This is a genomic window from bacterium (genome assembly GCA_016716565.1).
GTDB lineage: Bacteria > Bacteroidota > Ignavibacteria > Ignavibacteriales > Ignavibacteriaceae > IGN2.
The window spans coordinates 58,606-70,952 of the sequence record JADJWC010000001.1 but is presented as its reverse complement, the minus strand read 5'-3'; the positions used below and the strand labels follow the sequence as shown (position 1 = coordinate 70,952).

The window sequence follows — 12,347 nt, the reverse complement described above, 5'->3', positions numbered from 1 at the left end:
ATATTTAGCTAAATTAGGGAAGAATTAAAAATACTGGCATATATTATAAATAAGCGGAAATATCGCGTGTTCTGTGGTATAACTTAATAACTACTAATCGATTTTTTTAATGGATAAAATTTTATGTTAATTTTATAAAGTAATGCCAGCGGAAATTTTATATATAAAAAATATGGTATGTGACAGGTGCAAAAAGACTGTCACCAGAATTCTCTGTGATCTTGGATTTGCGCACAAGCCCGTTCTGCTTGGCGAAGTCCATCTTAACAAACAAATTGATAAATCATTAAAAGAAAAGTTGAGCAGCAGGTTATCAGCCGAAGGTTTCGAGCTAATTGATAATCGCAAATCCAGAGTGATAGAACAAATCAAGAAAGCTTTAATTGAACTTGTTCAAAATGAATATCCCGATAAAAGACTAAATTTTTCAAAGTATCTCTCTCAACATTTAAATCATGACTATTCATACCTGAGCAACCTTTTCTCTTCCGTTGAAGGGAAAACTATTGAACATTACCTCATTCAGCAGAAAATTGAAAAAGTAAAAGAGCTGCTTGTCTACGACGAGCTGACTCTTTCGGAAATTGCTTATAAACTGGGTTACAGCAGTGTTGCTCATCTTTCAAACCAGTTTAAAAAGGAAACAGGACTCACTCCATCTCACTTCAAAACCATCGGTGCTTCTAAAAGACAATCGCTTGATTCTTTGTAATCAAAATAATCTGTAAATCATTTCTAAAATCATGTAAAACACACCAGGGGTTCCCGGAGTAAATTTTCATTGTTAATTTTTTAAAGGATAAACAATGGAAACAATAAAAACAATCTTAATAATAACTTCATTTCTTTATGGCTCCTGTTCAGAGCATAATTCACATTATGAATCTCTGGAAAAAACAAATGATGCTAGTCAATCCCAAATATTGGAAAGGAAAAACCATATGAATAAAACATCAATTGAATATGCGATAAAATTCAATTCTGATCTCAACAAAATAATAGCTGGTGAAAAAACGAAGCTTTTGTTTTCGCCAAGAATAAAAGACGATGAAAGCAATATAATCAAGCTAGAGACTTTTCATGAGAAAGAAGCACATGTAATTATTGTTTCTGATGATCTCGAGGACTTCAGTCACCTGCATCCCGTAAATGAAGGAAATGGTAATTATTCAGTTGAAATCAATCTTCCTTTCGGAGAGAAGTACGAGATGTTCATTGAGTATAAACCAATGGGCAGTGATAAAATTATTGAGCGCTTTGATCTCAATGTTGAAGGAAGAGAAAAATCAAAAGCAGTGTTTAAAAATGAAAACCACTTCTTTAAAGATCAGAGTGTATCGGTTATACTGCAAAATGCAGAGGATTTATTTTCAGGAAAAGAAATTCATCTTCCGGTTGTCATATTAAAAGATGGCAAAGAACTTAATGCTGCAAAATTTGATAATTATCTTGGTGAAAAAGCTCACGCAGTATTAATAAGAATAGCAAACTTTGACTTTCAACATGTTCATCCAATGGTAATGAACAATCAACTTAATCTTCACATGAATATTGATAAAATCGGGTACTATCGTTTATGGTTACAATTTCAAATTGATGGAACGCTTCACACCGCAGATTTTGTACTGGAAGTAAAACCATCTGGTCATTTAATGGGACAATCAAATCACAATCAACATAAACATTAGGAGGTAAAATGGACCACAATATGGATCACTCAATTCATTCGCGTCACCATATGATGCACATTGCTGACAGCAGAACAGAAAAGCATTTGGATAACAAAACGCAAAGCACCTTCAGACTTGCAGTAAGCGCAACACTTCATTGCTTGATCGGTTGTGGTATTGGTGAAGTTCTCGGAGTGATAATTGGAACAGCATTCGGACTGGATATGATAACCACAATGATAATTGCTGTCATCCTGGGATTTATCGGTGGATTGGTACTCGGAATTGTTCCTTTAATTCGTGCTTCATTTACTTTTCGGAATGCACTTAAAACAGTTATAGTTGCTGAAGGATTAAGCATTGTCGTCATGGAAGCATTTGAGGTTTTAACTCAAGTATTAATACCGGGAGTGATGGAAGCTGGACTAAGCGAACCTATATTCTGGTATGGAATGATTGCGGCACTGACTGTCGGATTTATAGCAGCATTGCCTGTGAATTATATTATGATAAAGAAAGGTGTTCGTCATCAGCATTAATTTTTGAATATTTTTTTTACAACGGCGATGGAAAATTTTAGAGTATATTACTTTAAAATTTTCCCACTGATAAGTGGTGCTGCTATATTATTGAGCAAGACTAAAATCCACAATCTTCCGTTCAACAAGTTGTAGTCCGCAAACAGTTTCTGCCACGAATGACCCATCACATAATGTCCAAATACAAACTCAAAAATTATCGTAATAACTACCCAAAATATTCCAATGCTGAGTAAAGTTTTTGTTCTTTTGATTTTCATCTTTTTGATGAAGAAGTAAATGATTGTAAACTGAACAAGAAGATACAGAATGGTTCCAAGCTGATGTGCAATTTGTTCTCCAAATTGCGGAAGCAGCACACCGACTCTAAATGTGGCAACAATAATTGCACTGACAGCAAGAATAAGCCAGATGCCGAAAGATTTTAAATAGAGCATAAATGAAAAGTCTGATGCAAAATATTTATAAAAAACCCGAACAAATTTACAAAAACCAAAAACTTAAAAGACATTTTTAACTTTTTATGTAAGTTCGCTGTAACAAAAAAGGAAAATATTTTTATGAAATCAATTCTTGTTATTCTATTTGCTGCGTTACTCATTACCGGCTGTAGCAGTTCAAACAAAATATCTAACAGCTGGAAAAATCCGGATGTGACAATAGAATCGGCGAAATTTCAAACGGTTGCAGTATTTGCAATGGTGAAAAATCCGGATATGCGGATGGATGTTGAAGAAGCTATCGCGAGCCAAATGCCAAACACTATCGCAGTTCCTTCATACAAGATGATAACGAATGAAGAACTGGCAGATTTAAATGCTGTTAAGCAAAAACTAAATGAAAGAGGAATGGAAGGAGCGCTTGTGCTCTCAGTAAGGAAAGTGGATGAAAAAACAAGCTATTACTCCTCCGGAATGTATCCTTCTGCTTACTACACTTTTGGCGGATATTATAATTATGCGTGGAATTATATGTATGATCCCTATGTTTATTCGAGCACAAATGTTTATGTAGATCTGGAAACTCTTATCTATTCAATAAAGAATGACCAGCTTATCTGGTATGGTGAGAGTACGTCTGTTAATCCGAAAGATATTCAACAGACAATATCTGAACTCGCAGTATCAATAAAAGAACAATTAGTTGAAGACGGTCTTTTGGATCCGGTACGTTGAACTTAATTATTAAATCAAAATACATTTTCAAATGAATGAAATTAAGTCAGCCGAAGACATTCGTGGATTAGCAAATGCCTTCCGGGAAAGCCGAACATTTTTAACTGCCTTCGAGTTGAAAATATTCTCTGTGCTTGACAATCATATGATGACCGCTGACGAAGTAGCTCAGAAAATTAATTCTGACCAGAGAGCAACAGACAGACTTATGAATGCACTCTGCGCAATGGGAATTCTGAAAAAAGTCCACGGCAAATTCTATAATTCTGATTTATCCTCTAAATATCTTGTTGAAGGCAAACCAGATTTTATGGGTAACCTTTATCACACGAATAATTTATGGGACAACTGGAGTTACCTGACTGAGTCAGTGATTAAAGGCAGTTCAGCAGTTGATGATGAAGATGAATTAGCTGGAGATGATTGGGTTGAAGCTTTTATCAGTGCGATGCATTACCGTGGAGTTCATCAGGGAAAAATTCTTTCGATGATGATTGATTTGACAAATGTGAAAACAATGCTCGATGTTGGCGGGGGTTCTGCCGCATTCTCAATTGAAATTGTGAAGAAAAATCCATCCATCAATGCATTTGTGCTTGATTTACCATACGTTATTCCTTTGACAAAAAGATATGTAAGTGAAGCAGGCCTATCAGAAAAATTTAGTTTTATTGAAGGCGATTATTTAACAAAAAACTTTGAAGGCAGTTATGATTTGATTCTTCTTTCTGCAATCGTTCATATAAATAGCTATGATCAAAATAAAATGCTTATAAAAAAATGTGCAGATGTATTGAACAAGAATGGAATGATAGTTATAAACGATTTCATAATGAATGATGACAGAACGCAGCCGTATCACGGGGCATTGTTTGCATTAAATATGCTTGTTGCAACCGAAAACGGGGATACATATACTGAAAAAGAATTCAGAGAATGGTTTGAATCAGCAGGTCTTTCTAATATTGAAAGAAAAAATACTTCCTTCGGCTCAGACCTGATGATAGCTTTTAAATGATTTTATCTATCGAACCTGTTCGGCTTCAAACCTGCCCCAGTTAATCACTCCGGGAAATCCAACATAACTCCATTGCCCATCAATCCTATAAGGAAGTTGCATTGAACAATCCAACAACACATTGTTATCTATCATTCCGGGATTTAGATTCAGGGATAAAGTTCCGAGTGGATTTGCGATTCCTTCAAAATTACCGTGACCAATTTGCGGCCCGATATTTTCACAATTTGAAACACGATTAAATCGCCAACCGCCTTTCACTTCAACTGAATCAATACTATCAATCCACAGATATCCTTCGATTATTTTGTTCCAGGAACTGTCGTAACCGGTGTACTTGTAAGATTTTGGAAAAGAGTTTGGATCAGAATCCTCGCAGGAATAAAAAACTATCAGAGAGAAAGCTAACAAACCGAGAACTAATTTCATTTTAATAATCCTCAAAATTGACGGATGAAATTAAATGAATTATTACCAGGGAGTCAATGAGATTTTATAGTCCCAAGTATCAAAAAAGAATTTAAAACTTACTTAACAAGCATCATCTTTTTTGCTGATGAAAAATTCCCGGATGACAGAACGTAGTAGTAAACACCGCTGCTAAGATGTGAAGCATTAAACTCTAGTTCATATTCACCAGCCGAAAGTTCACTGTTCACAAGAGTAGCTACTTCATTGCCAAGAACATTATAAACTTTCAGAGATACTTTACCGGTCACCGGCAACTGATAACGAATTACTGTAATCGGATTAAACGGATTTGGATAATTCTGTTCCAGTAAAAAATTGTTGAGGTTAGAAGAATTCTCATCTCCTGAAACCGAAGAAGGATTCAGCTCTCTTATTACCACTGCATTCGGAGTCATTAAACCACCTGAACCGTTAGGAATAAAATCTTCTATGTAAACACCGTTGCTGTCGTACATCTTAACTGAATGAGTTGCACCATTCCCTATTAGAATATTTCCGTTAGGGAAAAAATCTACTCCTTCTGCCTGACTCAATCCGGTTATGAAGTTATTAATAAATGTTCCGGAGGAATTAAATCTTTTAACTGCTGTACCGTCGTAGTCAATTGCAAGCAAATCACCATTATCATCAAACCAGATATTGGTTGGGCCAGCAAGATTTGAATTAACAAATATCCCAAGATCGTTACCACTTGCATCAAATTTCCTGACATTATCTGTTCCGTAGGAAGAAACGTATAAATTTCCATCGTCGTCCCAGTCAATACCAATACTTTGAGCAACGCCAACGGTAGTAAAGTCATCTATAAAAGTTCCGTCAAGTTGATAGCGTTTTACTTTTCCATTGCCTGACCACTGCAAAACATAAAGCAAACTGTCAGGACCGATCTTCATTCTGGTCGGTCCGCCGATACCGGTTGCGAAATCCCCGATAAAATCTCCTGTTGTTGAATTATATTTTGTTATTCTTCCCGTATTCAGATTCGAAATCAAAACTACTTGCTGATCTTCAAGAAAAAGAATATCCTGCGGCCAGGCAAGAACCGTATCTATAAATGTTATCGGGTTTTCTCCGTTTTCATCAAACTTTAAAATTTTCCAGGGAGGACTTGAAAAGTTTCCTGCATCGCTTATATAGATTTCCAAATCCTGGCTGAAAACATTTGAGGCAAATAAAAGAAAGACTATAACAATAACCAGGAGAATAGTTTTTTTGATGAATGTAACACTTTGCATTTTACAGCTCCTTAGATTGTTGGTGAAAAATCTGCCGGAATATTCCCTTGACATTCGGCAACAATATCTAAACAGAAACTATAAAATGCTGACAATAAAGGATAGGTGGAAAATTAGTGTTTTTTGCGGTTGAAGTTATAGAATTTCATTTAACAGAATTGCACTCACATATAATCCTATTCCGTAAATCAAATGCGTACCCAGACTTTTAAGTCTTAGCAAGTTTGGATTAGGAAGTTTTGCTGATGCTATACCAAATCCAAATGCCGGCTGCATTATAAAAAATGGCCCGACTGATGTAATTAATCCAATTATGACCGCAGGAAAGAAGGTTGGTTTATACAACCAGCTAACTCCGTAGACAGCAATAAGTATAAAAGCAAAAGAGATTCCAATTAAATAATGAACCGTCCAGCCTAAAAATAACTCGTGTGATATTTGTGGTGCGTCTTGAATTTTATTGTGAAAAAATTTTCCTTTCGGAAAATTTCCTACCCAGCGTCCAACATATTTATAATCAAGAGATTTTATTTTAAATAGTTTGAGAAATGAAACCCATATGTCTATTGCCAGCGTAGCGCCAATTCCAATAAGCAGAGTTTTTAAAATTATAATTATCATGTTTTAACTAAATGTTTACTTTGATAGCTACCGTGCGTTACCATGACGGCGATGATTATTTTAACAGCTCGATAAGTTTTTCTTTGGTTAGTCCACATTGATTTAAGATTCCCAGCAATGTTCCTTTGGATAAATCGGAGTGAAGCGGACAACAGTTCTGAATTCATCTTTGCGAAGACATACGTGACTTCCTTTTTGTCTTACGATTTGAAAGCCCTCGCGTTCAAGAATTTTGATCAGTTCTTTACCTGATAGAACAGGAAGCTTAGCCATTCACAGCTACTTCAAAAGGATAAAGAATTATTTCGCCATCTGAACCAGGATAATCCTCAGGTTCAAAACTTTCAAGATATAATTCCACAGCTTCTTTAAGATTGGTCTGTGCTTCTTCAATAGTTTTCCCCTGACTCACGACATCAAGTTCAAGACAATGAGCCACAAACCAATTTTCTTCTCTATTTATTACAGCGGTGAATTTCTTCTTCATTTTATCTCCGGTTTTTAACTAATCCAAAATATGAAAATAAATCCTTAGGATAAAGGGAGAGTAAATAATGGTGAAAGCTATGTCAGGCAACTATATTACAACATGATGGAGTTAAATTGTATTTCTCCAATTACGTTTTTCAATTGATCGAACAGAATTGAGATTTCTTATACTTTCAAGAAAATTTACAAGTCTTGATAGCTCATCATCTCCCAAATCACCAACGAATGGAATCACCGGAATATGGTTCCCGTAATTTCTCTGAAGTTTTTCCGGACTGTCATCAATTACTAAAATTTTTTCTAATTCGAAGCCGAGCTTCTTGACTTTTTTCAAATCTTTAATCCAGTACTGCTCACGCGATTCAATATCGATTTTAGAAACACATTTGTCCCGTGCCCAAACAAATTTAAGAACAGATTGATCAGCGAAAAGTTGTTTGACTATATCGTTAGCATACTCTGAAGTTGATGAAGTCCAAACTGCAAGTTTGAAATTTTCATTGATGAATTTAAGAAAATTCTCAAGCCCCGGCCTTTTGTAAACGAAGTATTGGCCAACTCTGAAATCTTCCGGAAAAGATAGCCTTGTCAGACTTGAATAGATTAAGGTTTCATCAAGATCAATTATTAGTAGTTTATCTTTCATTAAGATTGTTATCGCTGAGTTATTGAGTTTACTCTCTCCCCTTCATCTTCTTTACATCTTTCATTGTGCGATGAAAAAACCTCCCCCACTTTTTATCCTTCGGTGCATCAACCTGAACTTGTTTCAGGTTCTCTACTCAATTCAAAATCAAGAAGTAAGATTCCGAATCAAGTTCGGAATGACAGCGGATTATATACATCATCTCCCCTTCATCTTTTTTACATCTTTCATTGTGGAATGAAAGAACTTGCCGAACTTTTTATCTTTCTGTCTCTTTTCAACGTAGGACATTTCATTATACAATGACTCTTTATAAATCTTGATATAATTATTATAACGCTCTTCTGAAATCTCTCCCCTTTCAACGGCTTCAAGTACTGCGCAACCCGCTTCGACAGTGTGAGTGCAGTCTTTGTATTTGCACTGGTCTGCGAGCTCATCAATTTCATTGAACGTATCACCGAGTCCTGACTCGTTTGAGATTACTCCGAGTTCACGCATTCCGGGATTATCTATTATTATTGCTCCGTTTTCTAAAACTATAAGTTCGCGGCGGGTTGTGGTGTGTTTTCCTCTTCCATCTTTTTCTCTTATCGGCTGTGTTTTGTACAGTTCCTGATTAATTAAATTATTCAGCAAGGTTGTTTTGCCAACACCAGATGAACCAAGCAGGCAGTAAGTTTTAAATGGCTCAAATAAAGTTTTAATACTTTCTATATCGCTTGCGCTGTTATTGCTGAAAGAAGCAATCTTAACATCAGGCAAAATTTTACGGATATCATTCTTCTTTTGCTCAATTTCTTCAGCATTTATTAGATCACTTTTACTTAAGAATATTGCCGGAGTAATCTTGCCTTCGTTTATCATCACAAGGTATCGTTCGAGCCGTCTTAAATTAAAATTGGAATCGAGCGACTGCATAATGATTGCAGTATCAATGTTCGCAGCGATAAGTTGGTAATCAACTTTTTTGCCGGATGCTTTTCTTTTCAGTAATGTTTTGCGCGAAAGAATGTCGTGAATAATCGCCAGAGAACTATCATCGAATAGTTGTGCATAAACCCAATCGCCGACAGCAGGCATATCAAGGGAGTTCTCTGAATTAAACAAAAATTTTCCCGTAAGCTCTGCATAAATATCTTTTACACCGTTGGAAACAACAAAGCTGTTTTTGTTTACGCTTATTACTCTTACGATGTTAAAATCAGTTTTGGATAAATCTATTTTATCGCTGAACCAATTATCGAAGCCGAGATTTTGTAGGTTGTCCATTTTATTTTAAATATTTACTGTCGTTATAAACTTTAAAAAGAATATAATTTTAAAAGATCGTTTTCTTCTTATATAATTTATAGTCAACAAATCTTTTATCTAATTCTAACTCTTCTAAATGTCTCCAATACAAAACATTTATAGCAAATGGAATGGCAAGTATAAGTGAATACATTCCACCGTAAAAAAGTGGAAATCCAATTAACCAAAGTAAAAAACCGAGATACATCGGGTGCCTTATCCTCGAATAAATTCCACTTGTAATAAGATCGCCTTCGTAAGTTTCTAATGTTTTGATTGTTAATAAAGCAGTTAAGAAAATAATTACACCAAGAATAGCTAACGAGATACCAAAATAACTCAATATTATCGGAAGGTTTGTTTCGGACGGATCGAAGCTGCAGAGTAAAAACCAGGAAGTCCATAATAACAACATATTTGAGAATATAATTACAAACGAAATCCTGCTCGCTTTAATTAATTTTTTGTGTTTCAAGATTTCATAACTAAGTCTGACTATGTGAGCAATTATACATAAAGATACTAACGGGAGAAACATCTGATTATTCATTTCTGCTGTACAATAAAATTGATTAATTAATTCAGACGGCCTTTGGTTTAGTAAATGGAACCAACATTGGTACTTCGTGCTGATATTTTATATAAGCTTCGCCGAATTCTAATACAAGTTTCTTTTCTTCCAGTATTGTCCCAATGATTACATAAATGGTTAGCACTGTGTTTATGAGCAGATCCATTAACGTAAATATTGTACTCCACAAGAAAATTATTAGAGCTAAATACATCGGATGTCTTATTACTCCCAATAAACCTTTCTTTTTAATTGTTTCGGCAGGATTTATTGTTAATTCCTTTCCAGAGTTTAATATTTGCCTGATTCCGAAAAACGATAAAGAATCATAATTAAAGAAGAACGCCCAGAAGAATAATAACAGTGAACCATACATTAAAGCGTAACGTATAATAGACCAGGGGAAAGTATATGATACAATTATTTCGTTATCGTATGGAGATGTATAATCAATTAGCAGAATGAGGAGTACGAGAGCGGATAAAACGTAAAAGAGACGATAGAAAGCGTAATATTTTTTTAATATGCGGCTGATAAATTTTGTAAATGAAATGCTTATTAAAAAACTATGAAGGGCGCAGTAGCCTGCCCAAAGTCCGCAAATAAAAAAATATCTCATAACCTATTTCCCCGTAGTTATTGCCTAATAAATATTTCTCACGCCCCCATATTTATCTGGATTTATTTTTAAAACCAATAACTTCCATTGCGGTTGGAAACAACAAAGCTGCTTTTATTAACGCTGATTACACTTATAAAGTTCAGAAAATAAATTATAATTTTCATTTGATAAGCTTTTCAATGTAATCCGGAAGAAGAATTCCCGACTTAAGTTTTGGATCCTCTTTCGGCTGTTCGAATTTTTTTGAAAACGGTATAACACCTGCCCAAACCGGCAAATCATAATCTTCTTCTTCATCCTTTGGCGGACCGGATCTTATTTTTGCTGAAGCTTCATCTATCTTAAGTGAAACAACTGAAGTTGCATTAAGTTCTTTTTCGTTTGGCTTTCTTGCATCATTCCATCTGCCCGGAATGATATGATTTGTTATTGCTTCCAGAGCATTGAGTTTTTCAATTTTATTTTTAATCAATTGGCCTTTACCAAAAATCACCACAGATCTGTAGTTCATTGAATGATGAAAAACTGATCGTGCCAGGACAAGCTCATCTAAAATTGTAACTGAAACAGCTATTTCTTCTCCGCTGGCAATTTGTTTAAGAAGCCGGCTGGCTTTTGCACCATGAAATACAAGATGATCGTTCATTCTCGCGTGGATAGTCGGGATAATGAACGGGTGTCCATCCTGAATAAAACTGATGTGGCAATACAAAGCTTCATCAATAATTTTATTGATGGTTTCAGAATCGTAAAAACCTCTTTCCGGTATGCGATTGACTTTTATTTTTTTACCCGGTTTATGCTTCAAGTATTTCACCTTTTAGATTAAAATAACCTTATCGTTTATTAATCATTGGGATTATACCCCCCGAAAAATTTTAAATCAACTTTATCCTTAAACCAATTGTTGAAGCCGAGGTTTTTTATGGTGTTCATATTTTGATTATTTAAAGCTCATTCTAGTTGTTAGTTCTACTAGCTTTTTTTTGTTTTCATCACTCAAAAAATTATTAAAGCAAATTAAGAATCCCTGAAGAACATTATTTATTATACTTTCAAAGTATTCTAATACTTCAAATAGACGATAAATACTTATTGATTCATACGCAACAGTTTTAACAGAAATGTTATCATCTTTCAACTCAAGATCAAGTAATTCCGAACAATCCTTATATGAATGATGAACTGACTTACTTTTTGCATCATATACATCGTCAGTTAGCATTTCTAATAAATCACTTGGAATCCCGGCCTGAGGTGCAAGTGCAGTAAGTGCAATTGATAGACTTTCTCTACATTCGGCTGGAGAAGGGGATTTTTCATAACGAAACCAAGCAATTAAATCTCTTTTGCATTGCTCATCTTGTTGCATTACAGTAAAGTACTGTGCAAGTGTATTTGCTTCATCAATTGTGCGTATTAGTAAAAGTGAAGAATTATATTTTTCAATGCTATCAAGAAACAAATTGCACATGTTTATAATCTTTGTGAATAATAATAAAGCAGCACATATTGGAGACTCATTATTTAACTCAAAGTGGGCATTAAATATTTCCGAATGATATTCTGTTAACATTTTAACATATTCTCTATACTTTGCATCCATTTTGCCTATTTCATTTTTCATCTTTTCTAAATCCCAGCTTTCTCTATCGGTTAAATATTTAACCACATCGGATTTTGATTTCTCGTTTTTGTTTTCATCATTAGCTAAACGCTTAAAGTTTTCGTATGTGATGCAATGCTGACCATGTTTGTCAACTACTACCAAAATATTTTTTTCCTTGAGCCAACTATCTAAGGTAGGTTCACTCATATTCATTATATAAGCGCACTTCCCGATTGATATTAATAACGGTTTCGATTCTGTCTTTTTTTTCTTTTTTGCCATATATAAAGCTAATAATTCATTCCATCGTAGAGTGCAACCTAAAGAAAAAATGTTCATTAGCACTTTTTCCAAGTACATCTCTATACCAAAAGCAAAAACCCTTTGA

General features: G+C 34.7%; 16 protein-coding genes and 1 pseudogene. 5 read left to right on the top strand and 12 right to left on the bottom strand.

The window, feature by feature from the left end:
- Nucleotides 1–142 precede the first annotated feature (142 nt).
- The 3 genes from IPM14_00370 to IPM14_00360 all read left to right on the top strand — a co-directional run bounded on the left by IPM14_00370 (nucleotide 143) and on the right by IPM14_00360 (nucleotide 2,209).
- Entirely contained in the window at nucleotides 143–712 is a 570-nt protein-coding gene (locus tag IPM14_00370; protein ID MBK9096576.1) for a helix-turn-helix transcriptional regulator, read from the top strand.
- Between the two features lie 94 nt (nucleotides 713–806).
- Nucleotides 807–1,688 carry a hypothetical protein gene (locus tag IPM14_00365; protein ID MBK9096575.1) on the top strand — a complete coding sequence of 294 codons (882 nt, stop codon included), beginning with the start codon at nucleotides 807–809 and terminating at the stop codon, nucleotides 1,686–1,688.
- Nucleotides 1,689–1,696: 8 nt separating this feature from the next.
- A complete protein-coding gene (locus IPM14_00360) occupies nucleotides 1,697–2,209 on the top strand; it encodes a DUF4396 domain-containing protein (protein ID MBK9096574.1) in 513 nt (170 codons plus the stop codon).
- A gap of 47 nt (nucleotides 2,210–2,256) precedes the next feature.
- On the opposite strand, the gene IPM14_00355 is transcribed toward IPM14_00360, so the two are convergent.
- Complete coding sequence (locus IPM14_00355; protein MBK9096573.1) at nucleotides 2,257–2,646, bottom strand: hypothetical protein; 390 nt, start codon at nucleotides 2,644–2,646, stop codon at nucleotides 2,257–2,259.
- Between the two features lie 123 nt (nucleotides 2,647–2,769).
- Here IPM14_00355 and IPM14_00350 point away from each other — a divergent pair, with 123 nt between their 5' ends.
- Both IPM14_00350 and IPM14_00345 read left to right on the top strand, forming a co-directional pair.
- Nucleotides 2,770–3,384 (top strand): DUF4136 domain-containing protein, encoded by a 615-nt coding sequence (locus tag IPM14_00350; GenBank protein MBK9096572.1) that lies wholly within the window; start codon nucleotides 2,770–2,772, stop codon nucleotides 3,382–3,384.
- 31 nt (nucleotides 3,385–3,415) lie between these two features.
- The gene (locus IPM14_00345; protein ID MBK9096571.1) at nucleotides 3,416–4,402 is read left to right on the top strand and encodes a methyltransferase; all 987 of its coding nucleotides are present in this window, start codon (nucleotides 3,416–3,418) and stop codon (nucleotides 4,400–4,402) included.
- Between the two features lie 6 nt (nucleotides 4,403–4,408).
- On the opposite strand, the gene IPM14_00340 is transcribed toward IPM14_00345, so the two are convergent.
- The 11 genes and pseudogenes from IPM14_00340 to IPM14_00290 form a co-directional block, all read right to left on the bottom strand.
- Nucleotides 4,409–4,831, bottom strand: a complete 423-nt coding sequence (locus IPM14_00340; GenBank protein ID MBK9096570.1) for a hypothetical protein — start codon at nucleotides 4,829–4,831, stop codon at nucleotides 4,409–4,411.
- A 98-nt stretch (nucleotides 4,832–4,929) separates the two neighbouring features.
- Entirely contained in the window at nucleotides 4,930–5,328 is a 399-nt protein-coding gene (locus IPM14_00335; GenBank protein MBK9096569.1) for a T9SS type A sorting domain-containing protein, read from the bottom strand.
- Nucleotides 5,329–6,243: 915 nt separating this feature from the next.
- A complete protein-coding gene (locus tag IPM14_00330) occupies nucleotides 6,244–6,729 on the bottom strand; it encodes a DUF2938 domain-containing protein (protein MBK9096568.1) in 486 nt (161 codons plus the stop codon).
- A gap of 55 nt (nucleotides 6,730–6,784) precedes the next feature.
- Nucleotides 6,785–7,002: pseudogene (locus IPM14_00325) on the bottom strand (type II toxin-antitoxin system HicA family toxin).
- Nucleotides 6,995–7,216 carry a type II toxin-antitoxin system HicB family antitoxin gene (locus IPM14_00320; protein ID MBK9096567.1) on the bottom strand — a complete coding sequence of 74 codons (222 nt, stop codon included), beginning with the start codon at nucleotides 7,214–7,216 and terminating at the stop codon, nucleotides 6,995–6,997. Before IPM14_00320 ends, IPM14_00325 begins: the two are co-directional and overlap by 8 nt.
- A 111-nt stretch (nucleotides 7,217–7,327) precedes the next feature.
- Nucleotides 7,328–7,864, bottom strand: a complete 537-nt coding sequence (locus IPM14_00315) for an HAD family hydrolase (protein ID MBK9096566.1) — start codon at nucleotides 7,862–7,864, stop codon at nucleotides 7,328–7,330.
- Between the two features lie 198 nt (nucleotides 7,865–8,062).
- Entirely contained in the window at nucleotides 8,063–9,136 is a 1,074-nt protein-coding gene (rsgA, locus tag IPM14_00310; GenBank protein MBK9096565.1) for a ribosome small subunit-dependent GTPase A, read from the bottom strand.
- Between the two features lie 49 nt (nucleotides 9,137–9,185).
- Entirely contained in the window at nucleotides 9,186–9,707 is a 522-nt protein-coding gene (locus tag IPM14_00305) for an isoprenylcysteine carboxylmethyltransferase family protein (protein MBK9096564.1), read from the bottom strand.
- 31 nt (nucleotides 9,708–9,738) lie between these two features.
- Nucleotides 9,739–10,347: a protein-S-isoprenylcysteine methyltransferase gene (locus IPM14_00300; protein MBK9096563.1), complete on the bottom strand. Its 609-nt coding sequence runs from the start codon at nucleotides 10,345–10,347 to the stop codon at nucleotides 9,739–9,741.
- 163 nt (nucleotides 10,348–10,510) lie between these two features.
- Entirely contained in the window at nucleotides 10,511–11,158 is a 648-nt protein-coding gene (locus IPM14_00295; GenBank protein ID MBK9096562.1) for a pyridoxamine 5'-phosphate oxidase family protein, read from the bottom strand.
- Nucleotides 11,159–11,293: 135 nt separating this feature from the next.
- Nucleotides 11,294–12,298, bottom strand: coding sequence for a hypothetical protein (locus IPM14_00290; GenBank protein ID MBK9096561.1), 1,005 nt, complete (start codon nucleotides 12,296–12,298; stop codon nucleotides 11,294–11,296).
- Between the last annotated feature and the right edge of the window lie 49 nt (nucleotides 12,299–12,347).